Source organism: Pseudomonas sp. HTZ2, from assembly GCF_033173945.1.
Lineage (GTDB): Bacteria > Pseudomonadota > Gammaproteobacteria > Pseudomonadales > Pseudomonadaceae > Aquipseudomonas > Aquipseudomonas guariconensis.
The window spans coordinates 2,486,887-2,502,214 of record NZ_CP137332.1 but is presented as its reverse complement, the minus strand read 5'-3'; the positions used below and the strand labels follow the sequence as shown (position 1 = coordinate 2,502,214).

Annotated in this window: 13 protein-coding genes; 7 read left to right on the top strand and 6 right to left on the bottom strand. The window is 62.1% G+C overall.

The features are described 5' to 3' along the window. Positions 1 to 130 precede the first annotated feature (130 nt). On the bottom strand, positions 131 to 1,951 hold the full coding sequence (gene typA, locus R6G97_RS11545; protein ID WP_043212561.1) for a translational GTPase TypA: 1,821 nt from the start codon (positions 1,949 to 1,951) through the stop codon (positions 131 to 133). A 127-nt stretch (positions 1,952 to 2,078) separates the two neighbouring features. After that, complete coding sequence (gene thiI, locus R6G97_RS11540) at positions 2,079 to 3,533, bottom strand: tRNA uracil 4-sulfurtransferase ThiI (protein WP_043212559.1); 1,455 nt, start codon at positions 3,531 to 3,533, stop codon at positions 2,079 to 2,081. Positions 3,534 to 4,022: 489 nt separating this feature from the next. Here thiI and glnA point away from each other — a divergent pair, with 489 nt between their 5' ends. From glnA to ntrC, 3 genes are all read left to right on the top strand, one after another. Continuing rightward, positions 4,023 to 5,429: a type I glutamate--ammonia ligase gene (glnA, locus tag R6G97_RS11535; protein WP_043212556.1), complete on the top strand. Its 1,407-nt coding sequence runs from the start codon at positions 4,023 to 4,025 to the stop codon at positions 5,427 to 5,429. A 354-nt stretch (positions 5,430 to 5,783) separates the two neighbouring features. After that, entirely contained in the window at positions 5,784 to 6,869 is a 1,086-nt protein-coding gene (gene glnL / locus R6G97_RS11530) for a nitrogen regulation protein NR(II) (protein WP_090343303.1), read from the top strand. Then, positions 6,866 to 8,302, top strand: a complete 1,437-nt coding sequence (gene ntrC / locus R6G97_RS11525) for a nitrogen regulation protein NR(I) (RefSeq protein ID WP_102081450.1) — start codon at positions 6,866 to 6,868, stop codon at positions 8,300 to 8,302. Before glnL ends, ntrC begins: the two co-directional genes overlap by 4 nt. Positions 8,303 to 8,548: 246 nt before the next feature. On the opposite strand, the gene R6G97_RS11520 is transcribed toward ntrC, so the two are convergent. Further along, positions 8,549 to 8,986 carry a hypothetical protein gene (locus R6G97_RS11520; RefSeq protein ID WP_043212550.1) on the bottom strand — a complete coding sequence of 146 codons (438 nt, stop codon included), beginning with the start codon at positions 8,984 to 8,986 and terminating at the stop codon, positions 8,549 to 8,551. On the opposite strand from R6G97_RS11520, the gene trmL reads away from it, so the two are divergent. Beyond that, positions 8,985 to 9,446, top strand: a complete 462-nt coding sequence (gene trmL, locus R6G97_RS11515) for a tRNA (uridine(34)/cytosine(34)/5-carboxymethylaminomethyluridine(34)-2'-O)-methyltransferase TrmL (RefSeq protein WP_043212548.1) — start codon at positions 8,985 to 8,987, stop codon at positions 9,444 to 9,446. The genes R6G97_RS11520 and trmL overlap by 2 nt on opposite strands. 91 nt (positions 9,447 to 9,537) lie before the next feature. Here the strand turns inward: trmL and secB are convergent, their stop codons facing one another. The 3 genes from secB to R6G97_RS11500 are packed head-to-tail and all read right to left on the bottom strand — an operon-like array spanning position 9,538 to position 10,729. Next, positions 9,538 to 10,020: a protein-export chaperone SecB gene (secB, locus tag R6G97_RS11510; protein WP_043212546.1), complete on the bottom strand. Its 483-nt coding sequence runs from the start codon at positions 10,018 to 10,020 to the stop codon at positions 9,538 to 9,540. Between the two features lie 38 nt (positions 10,021 to 10,058). Further along, the gene (grxC, locus tag R6G97_RS11505; RefSeq protein WP_043212544.1) at positions 10,059 to 10,313 is read right to left on the bottom strand and encodes a glutaredoxin 3; all 255 of its coding nucleotides are present in this window, start codon (positions 10,311 to 10,313) and stop codon (positions 10,059 to 10,061) included. Between the two features lie 2 nt (positions 10,314 to 10,315). Then, positions 10,316 to 10,729, bottom strand: coding sequence for a rhodanese-like domain-containing protein (locus tag R6G97_RS11500; protein WP_043212541.1), 414 nt, complete (start codon positions 10,727 to 10,729; stop codon positions 10,316 to 10,318). 202 nt (positions 10,730 to 10,931) lie between these two features. Between R6G97_RS11500 and gpmI the strand changes: the two genes are divergently transcribed. From gpmI to R6G97_RS11485, 3 genes are all read left to right on the top strand, one after another. Then, the gene (gpmI, locus tag R6G97_RS11495; protein ID WP_317848114.1) at positions 10,932 to 12,467 is read left to right on the top strand and encodes a 2,3-bisphosphoglycerate-independent phosphoglycerate mutase; all 1,536 of its coding nucleotides are present in this window, start codon (positions 10,932 to 10,934) and stop codon (positions 12,465 to 12,467) included. A 168-nt stretch (positions 12,468 to 12,635) separates the two neighbouring features. After that, on the top strand, positions 12,636 to 13,919 hold the full coding sequence (locus R6G97_RS11490) for a murein hydrolase activator EnvC family protein (protein WP_090343308.1): 1,284 nt from the start codon (positions 12,636 to 12,638) through the stop codon (positions 13,917 to 13,919). A 79-nt stretch (positions 13,920 to 13,998) separates the two neighbouring features. Next, entirely contained in the window at positions 13,999 to 15,324 is a 1,326-nt protein-coding gene (locus tag R6G97_RS11485) for a S41 family peptidase (RefSeq protein WP_043212530.1), read from the top strand. Positions 15,325 to 15,328 lie beyond the last annotated feature (4 nt).

The following is a 15,328-nucleotide window of genomic DNA, read 5'->3' as shown; positions in this document are numbered from 1 at the left end:
CCCCACAGCGGTCACTGGGATCCCTGTGGGCGCGGTTTCCGACAGCCAGGGCGATACCAGAACATAAGACAAACAAAAACGCCCCCGACCTTTCGACCGGGGGCGTTTTCGTTCAGCTCAGGCTAGTACATCAAGCCTTGGCTTTCTTGGCAGCGCGGGTACGCTCGCCTTCGTCGAGGATCTTCTTGCGCAGACGGATCGACTTCGGCGTGACTTCGCACAGCTCGTCGTCCTGGATGAATTCCAGGGCCTGTTCGAGGGTGTGGCGAACCGGCGGAACCAGAGCGATGACTTCATCCTTGCCCGAAGCACGCATGTTGTCGAGCTTCTTGCCTTTGGTCGGGTTCACGCCCAGGTCGTTGTCACGGCTGTTCAGGCCGATGATCTGACCGTTGTAGATGTCCTGGCCGTGCTCGATGAACAGCTTGCCGCGAGCCTGCAGGGTTTCCAGCGAGTAAGTCAGGGCCTTGCCGGTCTCGATCGAAACCAGAACACCGTTCAGACGGCCCGACATGGTGCCTGGCTTCATGGTGTCGTAACGATCGAAGATCGAGGTCAGGATGCCTGCACCGTTGGTCAGGGTCAGGAACTGGTTACGGAAACCGATCAGGCCACGGGCCGGAACGTTGTACTCCAGACGCACACGGCCTTTGCCATCCGGCGCCATGTTGGTCAGGTCGCCCTTACGCAGACCCATTTCTTCCATGACCTTGCCCTGGGATTCTTCAGGGATGTCGATGGTGACGTTCTCGAACGGCTCCTGCTTGACGCCGTTGACTTCGCGGATGATCACTTCAGGACGGCCCACGGCCATTTCGAAGCCTTCGCGACGCATGGTTTCGATCAGAACCGACAGGTGCAGCTCACCACGACCGGAAACCTTGAACTTGTCGGCCGAGTCGCCTTCTTCAACGCGCAGGGCAACGTTGTACAGCAGCTCTTTGTCCAGACGCTCTTTGATGTTACGGCTGGTGACGAACTTGCCTTCCTTGCCGCAGAACGGCGAGTCGTTGACCTGGAAGGTCATCGAAACGGTCGGCTCGTCGACGGTCAGCGGCTTCATCGCTTCGACGTGGTTCATGTCGCACAGGGTGTCGGAGATGAACAGCTCGTCGAAACCGCTGATGCAGACGATGTCGCCGGCGGTGGCTTCTTCGACGTCAACGCGGTGCAGACCGTGGTGACCCATCAGCTTGAGGATACGACCGTTGCGCTTCTTGCCTTCGGTGTCGATGGCGACGACCGGGGTGTTCGGCTTGATGCGGCCACGGGCGATACGACCAACGCCGATAACGCCCAGGAAGCTGTTGTAGTCCAGTGCGGAGATCTGCATCTGGAACGGGCCGTCGACGTCGACGGTCGGTGCCGGCACGTGGTCGACGATGGCCTGGTACAGCGGGGTCATGTCTTCGGCCATGTTGGTGTGGTCCAGGCCGGCAATGCCGTTCAGGGCCGAGGCGTAGACCACCTGGAAGTCCAGCTGGTCGTCGGTGGCGCCAAGGTTGTCGAACAGATCGAAGATCTGGTCCAGAACCCAGTCAGGACGCGCGCCCGGACGGTCGACTTTGTTGATCACGACGATCGGCTTCAGGCCGGCTTCGAACGCTTTCTTGGTCACGAAGCGGGTTTGCGGCATCGGGCCGTCCTGGGCGTCGACCAGCAGCAGCACGGAGTCGACCATCGACATCACGCGCTCGACCTCGCCACCGAAGTCGGCGTGGCCGGGGGTGTCGACGATGTTGATGCGGTAGTCGTTCCAGCGGATGGCGGTGTTCTTCGCCAGGATGGTAATGCCGCGCTCTTTTTCCTGGTCGTTGGAGTCCATCACGCGCTCGTCGTTGAGCTCGTTACGCTCCAGGGTGCCCGACTGGCGCAGGAGTTTGTCGACCAGGGTGGTTTTGCCATGGTCAACGTGGGCGATGATGGCGATGTTACGCAGATTTTCGATCACAACTGTATCTCGATCAGAGGATTCGGTTGCCGCCAGTGTAGGCGGCGAATATGTACGGTTTGAGGCTCAGCGGGCCCGATGGTCGGGAGGGCGATGGCGGATGCTGCCGCCATACAGCCCTGGCGTCTTATGCCGGACGATAAACACGCACATTGGCATGTCCCTCACTGAGCAGGTGGTGTGCGTGCAGACGGCTCATCACACCCTTGTCGCAATACAGCAGGTACTGGCGGTTGGCATCCAGATGCTTGAACTTGCTGTTGATCGCGTAGAACGGCATGGCCTGGACTTCGACGCCGTCGATCACCAGGGGTTCGTCTTCCTGGGCATCGGGATGACGAATATCGAGAACGATCTGGCCTGGCAAGGCCTCGGCCACTTCCTCGATCTCGATGTCCTTGCCCAGCTCGTCGATGACGTGGTCGATCGAGATGAACTTGGCGCGCTCCAGGGCTCGCTCGAGCACCGCCATGTCGAATTGCTTCTCTTCGTGCTCCATGCGGTGGCGCTTGGCATGGGTGGTCGGGTTCACCGAAATCACGCCGCAGTATTCAGGCATGTGCTTGGCGAACTCGGCGGTGCCGATCTGATAAGCGGTGTCGATGATGTCCTGCTTGTGGCTCGCGAGCAGCGGGCGCAGCACCAGCTTGTCGGTAGCCGAGTCGATGATCGACAGGTTCGGCAGGGTCTGGCTGGAAACCTGGGAGATCGCCTCGCCGGTGACCAGCGCCTCGATTTCCAGGCGGTCGGCCATGCGTGCGGCGGCGCGCAGCATCATGCGCTTGAGGGTCACGCCCATGTAGCTGTTGTCGACCTTGTTCAGGATCTCGCCGACCACTTCTTCGAACGGCACGCTGATGAACAGTACGCGCTGGCTGCTGCCAAACTTCTTCCACAGGTAATGGGCGACTTCCATCACGCCGAGCTCGTGGGCGCGGCCGCCAAGGTTGAAGAAGCAGAAGTGGGTCATCAGGCCACGGCGCATCATCTGGTAGGCCGCGACGGTGGAGTCGAAGCCACCGGACATCAGCACCAGGGTCTGCTCCAAGGCGCCCAGCGGATAGCCGCCGATGCCCTGATGCTGGTTATGGATCACGTACAGGCGCTGATCGCGGATCTCGATGCGCACCAGGACTTCCGGGGTCTTGAGGTCGATGCCGGTGGCGCCGCACTGCTGGCGCAGTTGACTGCCGACATAACGGTCGACATCCATGGAGGTGAAGTCGTGGTGACCACCGCGCTTGCAGCGTACGGCGAAGCGCTTGCCGGCCAGCAGGTGGCCGAAGTGGTGCTTGCACTTGGCGACGATGTCGTCGAAGTCGCCCAGCGGATACTCCTCCACCTGCAGGAAGTGGGTTATGCCCGGCGTGCAGGTCAGGCGTTCGATCATCTCGCGCTGGATCTTCTCGTCCTCGACGCGGGTGACCACCTCGAGATTGTCCCAGACGCCATCGACCGCGAGCTCAGGATCCAGATCCTTGAGCACGACGCGGATGTTCTTGCCGAGCTGGCGGATGAAACGCTTGCGCACCGGCCGGCTTTTGATGGTGATCTCTGGGAAGACTTTGACGATAAGTTTCATTGGTTTAACAGCGCGCACCGGGCCTGCCGAAAATGAGGGGCGCGAATTATAGCGGAAATTGCTCAAGCTTTGAGCAACTTTTGATCAGAAGCTTCCAGATATTGCCGAAGGCGCATTTTGCGCTGCCTGTGCTGCCCCTTTTGGGGTAATGCCCCTACCGCCAGGGTCAGCATGAATTGCAGCTGGTGTGCGCCCCTTGCAGGAGCGCTTTTAGTCGCGAACGGACCTCAAGGGAAACACGCCACCCAAAGAATGCACACATTTGGTGCGCGTACTTAAAAACACGCCTCGCAAGAGTGCATTTCTCGCCGCACCGGGGGCTCCAATTGCCTGTAACCGCCCCCTTTTGTCCCGCCTTCGCCATTTTCGGGCACTGGCATGCAATTTGCTCCCTTGTGAGGCAGGCAAGCTTGGCCGACTATCCGCGCCCGGCGACACCCTTTTTCCAGGGCAGCGGCCCACCGCGCCCTAGACCATCCGGAGGACACTATGTCGAAGTCGGTTCAACTCATCAAAGATCATGACGTCAAGTGGATTGATCTGCGTTTCACGGACACCAAAGGCACTCAGCACCACGTGACCATGCCGGCGCGCGATGCGCTGGAAGACGACTTCTTCGAAGTCGGCAAGATGTTCGACGGTTCCTCCATCGCTGGCTGGAAAGGCATCGAAGCCTCCGACATGATCCTGATGCCGGTCGATGAAACCGCCGTACTGGACCCGTTCACCGAAGAGCCGACCCTGATCCTGACCTGCGACATCGTCGATCCTTCGAGCATGCAGGGCTACGACCGCGACCCACGTGCGATCGCCAAGCGCGCCGAAGAGTACCTCAAGAGCACCGGCATCGGTGACACCGTCTTCGCCGGTCCGGAGCCTGAGTTCTTCATCTTCGACGAAGTGAAGTTCAAGTCGGACATCTCCGGCTCGATGTTCAAGATCTTCTCCGAGCAAGGCTCGTGGATGACCGACGCCGACGTGGAAGGCGGCAACAAAGGCCACCGTCCAGGCGTCAAAGGCGGCTACTTCCCGGTCCCACCGTTCGACCACGACCACGAAATCCGTACTGCCATGTGCAACGCACTGGAAGAAATGGGTCAGACCGTCGAAGTTCACCACCACGAAGTGGCGACTGCCGGCCAGAACGAAATCGGCGTCAAGTTCAACACCCTGGTTAAGAAGGCTGACGAAGTACAGGCCCTGAAGTACGTCGTGCACAACGTTGCCGATGCCTACGGCCGCACCGCCACCTTCATGCCGAAACCACTGTACGGCGACAACGGCTCGGGCATGCACGTGCACATGTCGATCTGGAAAGACGGCAAGAACACCTTCGCCGGCGAAGGTTATGCCGGCCTGTCCGACACCGCCCTGTACTTCATCGGCGGCATCATCAAGCACGGTAAGGCCCTGAACGGCTTCACCAACCCATCGACCAACTCCTACAAGCGTCTGGTCCCAGGTTTCGAAGCCCCGGTCATGCTGGCCTACTCGGCTCGCAACCGTTCCGCCTCGATCCGTATTCCTTACGTCGGCAGCCCTAAAGCCCGCCGTATCGAAGCGCGCTTCCCGGACCCATCGGCCAACCCGTACCTGGCCTTCGCAGCCCTGCTGATGGCCGGCCTGGACGGCATCCAGAACAAGATCCACCCAGGCGATGCTGCCGACAAGAACCTGTACGACCTGCCGCCTGAAGAGGCCAAGGACATCCCGCAGGTTTGCGGCAGCCTGAAAGAAGCCCTGGAAGAGCTGGACAAAGGTCGTGCGTTCCTGACCAAGGGCGGCGTGTTCTCCGACGACTTCATCGATGCCTTCATCGAGCTGAAGAGCGAGGAAGAGATCAAGGTCCGTACCTTCGTTCACCCGCTGGAATACGAGCTGTACTACAGCTGCTGATCTGATCGGCGCCTCGCGCCGATGACATGATCAAAAACGGCCTCCCTCGGGAGGCCGTTTTCGTTTCTGCCCACGCAGAAACCTTCCCCACCACGCTATGCTCTATCTTTGTGCACGCCAGTGCGCCTAACCGCAGACTGTTCCCCAATCTGGTTCAAATGAAACGCTTCACCCAGAGTTTCTGGTCCGGATTTGCGCAAATCCAGGCCTTTATCGGTAAATGCCGCATCTTTTCAGAGCTTTGGTTTGTTTCTTGCATTTTTTAAAGGACGGAATCGCACCCGCGGATCCATCCCGCGCCCGGCCCTTCCAAAACAGTGCCTGGCAAGCGCCAAAAGAGGTCGACGACGCCTTATGACCATCAGCGATGCACAGCACCGACTGCTCCTGGACAACCTGACCACGGCCACGCTCTTGCTCAATGCCGAGTTGCGCCTGGAGTACATGAACCCTGCCGCTGAAATGCTGCTGGCGGTCAGTGGTCAGCGCAGTCACGGCCAGTTCATCAGCGAGCTGTTCACCGAGTCGGTCGAAGCGCTCAACTCTCTGCGCCTGGCCGTGGAGCAGGCGCACCCGTTCACCAAGCGCGAAGCGCAACTGACCTCGCTGACCGGCCAGAGCATCACCGTCGACTACGCCGTGACGCCGATCCTGCACCAGGGCCAGACCCTGCTGCTGCTGGAGGTCCACCCCCGTGACCGCCTGCTACGTATCACCAAGGAAGAAGCCCAGCTGAGCAAGCAGGAAACCACCAAGCTGCTGGTACGCGGCCTGGCTCACGAAATCAAGAACCCCCTCGGCGGCATCCGTGGTGCGGCGCAACTGCTGGCCCGGGAGCTACCGCATGACGACCTTCGCGACTACACCAATGTGATCATCGAGGAGGCCGACCGCCTGCGAAACCTCGTCGACCGCATGCTCGGCTCCAACAAGCTGCCATCGCTGGCCATGACCAACATCCACGAAGTGCTGGAGCGGGTCTGCAGCCTGGTGGAAGCCGAAAGCCAGGGCGGCATCACATTGGTGCGCGACTACGACCCGAGCCTGCCGGATGTGTTGGTCGACCGCGAACAGATGATCCAGGCGGTGCTCAACATCGTGCGCAACGCCATGCAAGCGATCGCCAGCCAGAACGACCTGCGCCTGGGCCGCATCACCCTGCGCAGCCGCGCGGTGCGCCAGTTCACCATTGGCCATGTGCGCCATCGCCTGGTAGCGCGGGTCGAGATCACCGACAACGGCCCGGGCATCCCCGCGCAACTGCAGGACACCCTCTTCTACCCCATGGTCAGCGGCCGCCCGGACGGCACCGGGCTGGGCCTGGCCATCACTCAGAACATCATCAGCCAGCACCAGGGCCTGATCGAATGTGACAGCCACCCCGGCCACACCACCTTCTCGATCTACCTGCCCCTGGAACAAGGAGCCACCGCCTCATGAGCCGAAGTGAAACCGTCTGGATCGTCGATGATGATCGCTCCATCCGCTGGGTACTGGAAAAAGCCCTGCAGCAAGAAGGCATGACCACCCAGAGCTTCGACAGCGCCGACGGCGTCATGGGCCGCCTGGCCCGCCAGCAACCGGACGTGATCATCTCCGACATCCGCATGCCCGGCACCAGCGGCCTGGACCTGCTTGCACAGATCCGCGAGCAACACCCGCGCCTGCCGGTCATTATCATGACCGCCCATTCGGACCTGGACAGCGCCGTCGCCTCCTATCAAGGTGGCGCCTTTGAATACCTGCCCAAGCCGTTCGACGTGGACGATGCAGTCTCGCTGGTCAAGCGCGCCAATCAGCATGCCCAGGAGCAACAGGCACTCGATGTGCCGACAAGCCTGGCCCGCACGCCGGAAATCATCGGCGAGGCGCCGGCGATGCAGGAGGTGTTCCGCGCGATCGGTCGCCTCAGCCATTCCAACATCACGGTACTGATCAACGGCGAGTCCGGTACCGGCAAGGAGTTGGTCGCCCACGCCCTGCACCGCCACAGTCCGCGGGCGGCATCACCCTTCATTGCCCTGAACATGGCGGCAATCCCGAAGGACTTGATGGAATCCGAACTGTTCGGCCACGAGAAAGGCGCCTTCACCGGGGCCGCCAACCTGCGCCGCGGCCGCTTCGAGCAGGCCGATGGCGGTACGTTGTTTCTCGACGAGATCGGCGACATGCCCGCCGACACCCAGACCCGCCTGCTGCGGGTCCTGGCCGACGGCGAGTTCTACCGGGTGGGTGGTCATGTGCCGGTCAAGGTGGACGTGCGCATCATCGCCGCGACCCACCAGAACCTGGAGTCGCTGGTGCAGGCCGGCAAGTTTCGCGAAGACTTGTTCCACCGCCTGAACGTGATCCGTATCCATATTCCGCGCCTGGCCGATCGGCGCGAGGACATCCCTGCCCTGGCGCGGCACTTCCTTGGTCGCGCCGCCAAGGAACTGGCCGTCGAGCCCAAGCTGCTCAAGCCGGAAACCGAAGAGTTCATGCGCAATCTGCCCTGGCCGGGCAACGTCCGCCAATTGGAGAACACTTGCCGCTGGATCACCGTCATGGCCTCCAGCCGCGAAGTGCTGATCGGCGACCTGCCGCCGGAGTTGCTCAACCTGCCGCAGGACTCGGCACCGGTCACCAACTGGGAGCAGGCCCTGCGCCAGTGGGCCGACCAGGCCCTGGCCCGCGGCCAGTCGAACCTGCTCGACAGCGCCGTGCCCAGCTTCGAGCGCATCATGATCGAGACCGCCCTCAAGCACACCGCAGGCCGCCGCCGGGATGCCGCCGTACTGCTGGGCTGGGGACGCAATACCCTGACACGCAAGATCAAGGAGCTGGGAATGCGCGTCGATGGCGGGGATGAGGAAGAAGGCGACGATCATTGATCCTCGCTGAATCCGCCATTTTTTATTGTGGGGCCGCACCGCGGCCCCCAGCAGCCCCAAAGGCTCCATCTGCACCGATCCTGTGCCCTCTGCACCGCACCGAGGCACAAAATCTCGAAAAACCCCGCCAAAACCGCTCAATACCCAGCGTTTCTGTAGGTTCAGAAACTGGCACGGCATCTGCAATAAGACAGATATCTCCAGTTTCGGGGACCTCGGTACAGGCAGGCCGGGACATCCCCTCTTTTATTCGTGCAGCCTCACCTGCACCCGCCAGCGCCCAGCGTCCTGTGCACCGCTCCACTCGCCGTGCAGAGGGCGCGCGGCGACCACCGTCAGCAACAAACCTTCCTCGCTGTTCTGTAACCGCCAGCCAGCCGGCTTTCCTTGCACTTGCAACTGGCCTCGCTGGGGCTGGCCCTCGGCCTGGAACACAACAGCCACCGTGCCCTGCACCGTTTCACCGTGCAGCTTGGGCTCGTCGTTGAACCACAAATCCAGGCCGTCCTGCACCACTTCCACCTGTTCGAGCACTCGCTCTTGGGGCGCAGTCAGGCGTCCGATCATCAACCCCACCATCATGCCGACGATTGCCAGGGACAACAGCACACGTGGCCAAGCCTTCGAACGCAGGTCGGGTTCAAGGGTAGAATGCTCGTCATCTTCACGCCTGGAGCCGTGCATGTTTCACGTCATCCTCTTTCAACCAGAGATTCCGCCGAATACCGGCAACATTATCCGCCTCTGCGCCAATAGCGGCTGCGCCCTACACCTGATCGAGCCGCTGGGCTTCGAGCTGGACGACAAGCGCTTGCGCCGGGCAGGGTTGGATTACCACGAGTATGCCACGCTCAAGCGCTACCAGAGCCTGGCTGACTGCCTGGAGAGCCTCGGCCAGCCGCGACTGTTCGCCTTTACCACCAAAGGCTCGCATGCCTTCCACGAGGTCGATTACCAGCCGGGCGATGCCTTCCTGTTCGGCCCCGAGAGCCGGGGCTTGCCCACCGAGGTGCTGGACAGCCTGCCTGCGCAGCAGCGCCTGCGCCTGCCCATGCGGCCCGGCTGCCGCAGCCTGAACCTGTCCAACACCGTGGCGGTAACCGTCTACGAGGCGTGGCGCCAGCAGGGCTTTGCCGGCAGTTGATGCCCAGCCTGTTCGGGGGCAAACCCGCGAACCGGGAACTCACCAACAAAAAAGGGCGACCGAAGTCGCCCTTTGCTTTTTTTTACAGCGATTACTGCATGGTCGGCGCTTCGCCGGCTTCCTGCATGCGCTGCATTTCCTGCGCGTACAAGGCGTCGAAGTTGACCGGGGAGAGCATCAGCGCCGGGAACGAACCACGGGTCACCAGGCTGTCCAGGGTCTCGCGGGCATACGGGAACAGAATGTTCGGGCAGAACGCACCAAGGGTATGGCTCATGGAGGCCGCGTCGAGGTTCTTGATCAGGAAGATACCGGCCTGCTGCACTTCGGCGATGAAGGCCACTTCTTCACCGTTCTTGACGGTCACGGACAGGGTCAGCACCACTTCGTGGAAATCGCTTTCCAGGGCTTTCTGGCGGGTGTTGAGGTCCAGCGAGACGCTCGGTTCCCACTGCTGACGGAAGATCTGCGGGCTCTTCGGCGCCTCGAAGGACAGGTCGCGCACGTAGATGCGCTGCAGGGAGAATTGCGGGGAATTGTCGTCGGCGGCGCCGTTGTTCTGCTGGTCAGTCATGGCAGATCTTTTCCTAATGGTTATGTAAGAGCTGTGATTCAGGCCTCGAGCAGGGCATCGAGTTTGCCCGCCCGCTCCAATGCATAGAGGTCATCGCATCCGCCAACGTGGGTGGTGCCGATCCAGATCTGCGGTACCGAGGTGCGGCCCGCCTTCTGGCTCATCTCGGCGCGCACTTGCGGCTTGCCGTCGACCTTGATTTCCTCGAAGGCCACGCCCTTGCTCTCGAGCAGGTACTTGGCACGCATGCAATAGGGGCAATAGTCGCTGGAGTAGACGATGACAGGCTTCATGATCACTTCACCAGGGGCAGGTTATCGGCTTTCCAGCTGGAAACGCCACCGCTGAGCTTGGCGGCAGTGTAACCAGCCTTGAGCAGCTCGCGGCAGATGGTGCCGGACTGCTGGCCCATGCTGTCAACGACGATCAGGGTCTTGCCCTTGTGCTTGTCCAGCTCGGCCATACGGTTGACCAGTTTGTCCTGCGGGATGTTCAGGGCGCCGACGATATGGCCCGACGAGTATTCCTTGCTCGGACGGATGTCGATCACCACGCCTTTGTCGGCGTTGACCAGCGCGGTCAGCTGGCCGTTGCTCAGACTCTGGCCACCACGGCGGATTTCGTTGATGAGCAGCAGGACCAGCAGAACAACGAAGATCGCCACCAGGATGTAGTGGTTTGTCGCAAATTGAATCAGGTTAGCAACCATCTGAGGGTGTTCCACGCGATTGAAAATGCCGGCCAGTATACACAGCCCCCCAGGCCCGCCAAAGCCCGGCGGCCCCACTGGAAAATCCCTCGTATCGACAGCCTGTCGGGCACTGCCCGTTCATTTGGAGGAAATTGGCCGCCGCTGGCCGATTTGCCCTAAAATGCGTGTCTTTATCATCTTGCAACCGTGAGTAGGATTGATGACGAACACGCCAAAACCCTTGGTCCTGATTATCCTCGATGGTTTCGGGCATAGCGAAAGCCCCGAATACAACGCCATCTTCGCCGCCAATACACCGGTCTACGATCGCCTGCGCGCCAGCCAGCCCAACGGGTTGATCTCCGGTTCCGGCATGGATGTCGGCCTGCCCGACGGCCAGATGGGCAACTCCGAGGTCGGTCACATGAACCTCGGTGCCGGGCGAGTGGTGTACCAGGACTTCACCCGGGTCACCAAGGCCATCCGCGATGGCGAGTTCTTCAGCAACCCGGTGCTCACCGGCGCGGTGGACAAGGCCGTGGGCGCCGGCAAGGCCGTGCATATTCTCGGCCTGCTGTCCGACGGTGGCGTACACAGCCACCAGGATCACCTCATCGCGATGGCCGAACTGGCCGCGCAGCGTGGCGCCGACAAGATCTACCTGCATGCCTTCCTCGATGGCCGCGATACTCCACCGCGCAGCGCGCAGTCGTCCATCGAACTGCTCGATGCCACCTTCGCCAAACTGGGCAAGGGCCGCATCGCCAGCCTCATCGGCCGCTACTACGCCATGGACCGCGACAACCGCTGGGACCGTGTCAGCGCCGCCTACAACCTGATTGTCGACAGCGTCGCCGACTACACCGCGCCATCGGCCCTGGCCGGCCTGGAAGCGGCCTACGCCCGTGATGAAAGCGACGAGTTCGTCAAGGCCACCCGCATCGGAGAAGCCGTCAAGGTCGAGGACGGCGACGCCGTCATCTTCATGAACTTCCGTGCCGACCGTGCCCGCGAGCTGTCCCGCGCATTCGTCGAGGCAGACTTCAACGAGTTCCCTCGCGCCCGTCTGCCCAAGCTGGCCGCCTATATTGGCCTGACCCAATACTCGGCCAAGATCCCGGCCCCGGCCGCATTCGCTCAAGCCAGCCTGGACAATGTACTCGGCGAATACCTGGCCAAGAAGGGCAAGACCCAGCTGCGCATCGCCGAGACCGAGAAGTACGCCCACGTCACCTTCTTCTTCTCGGGTGGTCGTGAGGAGCCGTTCGAAGGCGAGGAGCGCATCCTGATCCCATCGCCGAAGGTCGCCACCTACGACCTGCAGCCGGAAATGAGCGCACCGGAAGTCACCGATCGTATCGTCGAGGCCATCGAGCAGCAGCGCTACGACGTGATCGTGGTCAACTACGCCAACGGCGACATGGTCGGCCACACCGGTGTGTTCGAAGCCGCGGTCAAGGCGGTCGAGGCGCTGGACGGCTGCGTCGGACGCATCGTCCAGGCACTGGACAAGGTGGGCGGCGAAGCGCTGATCACCGCCGACCATGGCAACGTCGAGCAGATGGAAGACGCCTGCACGGGCCAAGCGCACACCGCCCATACCACCGAGCCTGTGCCGTTCATCTATGTCGGCAAGCGCAACCTCAAGGTTCGCGAAGGCGGCGTGCTGGCGGACGTGGCGCCAACCATGCTCAAGCTGCTGGGCCTGGAAAAGCCTGCCGAAATGACCGGTACGTCGATCCTCGTCGACGACTGATCCACACGTCGCGAGGCACACGCTGCAAGTGGCAATAAAAAGCGGGCCAGCGCTCGCTGTTTCTTGACACTTGCAGCTTGAAGCTGACCGCTGACACTGCGAGACGTTTTTTTTGCAGGCCCAGGCGGGCATACTAGGCCAGTCTCCATCCCTGGTACGCCCAACTCCATGCTTCGCGCCCTGATCCTACTCGCCCTGTCCTGCCTGCTCAGCCCGGCCTTTGCCGACGAGCGCGCGCAGACCCAGCAACAACTGGAAGCCACCCGCCAGGACATCGCCGAGCTGAAGAAGATGCTGGGCAAGCTCCAGGAGGAAAAGTCCGGCGTGCAAAAAGACCTCAAGTCCACCGAGACCGAAATCGGCGACCTGGAAAAGCAGGTGGAGGCTCTGCAACAAGAACTAAAAAAGACCGAGGGCGAGCTGGAGCGCCTTGATACCGAGAAAAAAAAACTCCAGAGCGCCCGCGTTGAACAACAGCGACTGATCGCCATCCAGGCCCGCTCCGCCTACCAGAGCGGCCGCGAGGAATACCTCAAGCTGCTGCTCAACCAGCAGAATCCCGAGAAATTCGCCCGCACCCTCACCTATTACGACTACCTGAGCAAGGCGCGCCTCGAACAACTGCGCACCTTCAACGAGACCCTGCGCCAGCTGGCCAACGTCGAGCAGGACATCAGCCGCCAACAGGCGCAATTGCTGGCCCAGCGTGGCAACCTCGACAGCCGCCGCCAGGAACTTGAGGCCGTGCGCAACGAACGCCGGCAAGTCCTGGCCAAGCTCAACACCGACATGCAGGCTCGCGACCAGAAACTGCAGTCCCGCCAGCAGGATCAGGCCGAGCTGACCAAGGTCCTCAAGACCATCGAGGAAACCCTCGCCCGCCAGGCCCGCGAAGCCGAAGAAGCCCGCAAGAAAGCCTTGCTGGCCCAGCAGCAGGCCGAAGAGCAGCGCCGCCAGCAGCAGGCCCTTGCCGCCAACGAAGAAGAAGCCCCGAAAAAAACCCGCACCACCCTCGGCCCCCTCGTTTCCAGCGAAGGCGCAAGCTACGGCGGCGCTTTTTCTGCTGCCCGCGGAAAACTTCCCTGGCCGGTCAATGGTCGATTGCTGGCACGCTTCGGCGATGCACGCGGTGGCGATGACCGGGCCAAGTGGGACGGTGTGATGATCGGCGCCAACCCGGGCACCCAGGTGCGCGCCGTACACGGCGGGCGCGTGGTGTTCGCCGACTGGTTGCGTGGCGCTGGACTTCTGGTCATTCTCGACCATGGTAATGGTTACCTGAGCCTGTACGGCCACAACCAGAGCCTGCTCAAGCGCGCCGGCGACATCGTCAAGGCCGGAGAGGCCATCTCCACCGTTGGCGACAGCGGTGGACAGGACAGCTCGGGCCTGTATTTCGCCATTCGCCAGCAGGGTCGCCCCACCGACCCTTCGCAGTGGTGCCGCGGTTAGTCAACTTTTTTACGGCATAGCCACAGCTGCGCCGATGCTCCCTCGAGGGAGCACCAACAGGATCAGGAGTTCGTTCGACATGCTGCACTCGTCTCGCCTCACCCAGCTGGCCCTGACCATCGCCCTGGTGGTCGGCGCGCCCCTGGTTTCCGCCGCCGAGCCGGCCGCACCGGCCAGCCGCGCGGCGGTACCGGCCACCGAGGTGACCGCCAAGGCGCCACTGCCGCTGGATGAGCTGCGCACCTTCGCCGAGGTCCTTGATCGCATCAAGGCCGCCTATGTCGAGCCGGTGGACGACAAGACCCTCCTGGAAAACGCCATCAAGGGCATGCTGAGCAATCTCGATCCTCACTCGGCCTATCTGGGCCCAGAGGACTTCCAAGAGCTGCAGGAAAGCACCAGCGGCGAGTTCGGCGGCCTGGGGATCGAAGTGGGCATGGAGGACGGCTTCGTCAAGGTGGTGTCGCCGATCGACGACACCCCGGCCTCGCGCGCCGGCATCGAGGCGGGCGATCTGATCGTCAAGATCAACGGCGCCCCGACCCGCGGCCAGACCATGACCGAAGCCGTGGACAAGATGCGCGGCAAGGTGGGCGAGAAGATCACCCTGACCCTGGTCCGCGACGGCGGCACGCCCTTCGACGTGACCCTCGCCCGCGCGGTGATCCAGGTCAAGAGCGTCAAGAGTCAGCTGCTGGAGAACGACTACGGCTACATCCGTATCACCCAGTTCCAGGTCAAGACCGGCGAGGAAGTCGGCAAGGCACTGGCCAAGCTGCGCAAGGACAACGGTAAGAAACTGCGCGGCGTGGTCCTGGACCTGCGCAACAACCCCGGCGGCGTCCTGCAATCGGCGGTGGAAGTGGCCGACCACTTCCTCACCAAAGGCCTGATCGTCTACACCAAGGGCCGCATCGCCAACTCCGAGCTGCGCTTCTCCGCCGACCGGGCCGACGCCAGCGAAGGCGTGCCGCTGGTGGTGCTGATCAACGGCGGCAGCGCCTCGGCTTCGGAAATCGTCGCAGGCGCCCTGCAGGACCAGAAGCGTGCGGTGCTGATGGGCACCGACAGCTTCGGCAAGGGCTCGGTACAGACCGTGTTGCCGCTGAACAACGACCGCGCGCTCAAGCTCACCACCGCGCTGTACTTCACGCCCAACGGCCGTTCGATCCAGGCCCAGGGCATTGTCCCGGACATCGAGGTACGCCCAGCCAAGCTCACCGCCGAAGCGGACACCGAGAACTTCAAGGAAGCCGACCTGCAGGGCCACCTGGGCAACGGCAACGGCGGTGCCGACCGTCCGACCGGCAGCAGCAAGCGCAAGGAGCGGCCGCAGGATGGTGACTTCCAGCTCAGCCAGGCCCTGAGCCTGCTCAAAGGCCTGAACATCACCAAGGGCGACTGACCCG

Coding starts and splice junctions, on each gene's coding strand:
- thiI (WP_043212559.1), bottom strand. CDS start 3,533: ATGAAACTTATCGTCAAAGTCTTCCCAGAGATCACCATCAAAAGCCGG.
- glnA (WP_043212556.1), top strand. CDS start 4,023: ATGTCGAAGTCGGTTCAACTCATCAAAGATCATGACGTCAAGTGGATT.
- glnL (WP_090343303.1), top strand. CDS start 5,784: ATGACCATCAGCGATGCACAGCACCGACTGCTCCTGGACAACCTGACC.
- ntrC (WP_102081450.1), top strand. CDS start 6,866: ATGAGCCGAAGTGAAACCGTCTGGATCGTCGATGATGATCGCTCCATC.
- trmL (WP_043212548.1), top strand. CDS start 8,985: ATGTTTCACGTCATCCTCTTTCAACCAGAGATTCCGCCGAATACCGGC.
- R6G97_RS11520 (WP_043212550.1), bottom strand. CDS start 8,986: ATGCACGGCTCCAGGCGTGAAGATGACGAGCATTCTACCCTTGAACCC.
- secB (WP_043212546.1), bottom strand. CDS start 10,020: ATGACTGACCAGCAGAACAACGGCGCCGCCGACGACAATTCCCCGCAA.
- grxC (WP_043212544.1), bottom strand. CDS start 10,313: ATGAAGCCTGTCATCGTCTACTCCAGCGACTATTGCCCCTATTGCATG.
- R6G97_RS11500 (WP_043212541.1), bottom strand. CDS start 10,729: ATGGTTGCTAACCTGATTCAATTTGCGACAAACCACTACATCCTGGTG.
- gpmI (WP_317848114.1), top strand. CDS start 10,932: ATGACGAACACGCCAAAACCCTTGGTCCTGATTATCCTCGATGGTTTC.
- R6G97_RS11490 (WP_090343308.1), top strand. CDS start 12,636: ATGCTTCGCGCCCTGATCCTACTCGCCCTGTCCTGCCTGCTCAGCCCG.
- R6G97_RS11485 (WP_043212530.1), top strand. CDS start 13,999: ATGCTGCACTCGTCTCGCCTCACCCAGCTGGCCCTGACCATCGCCCTG.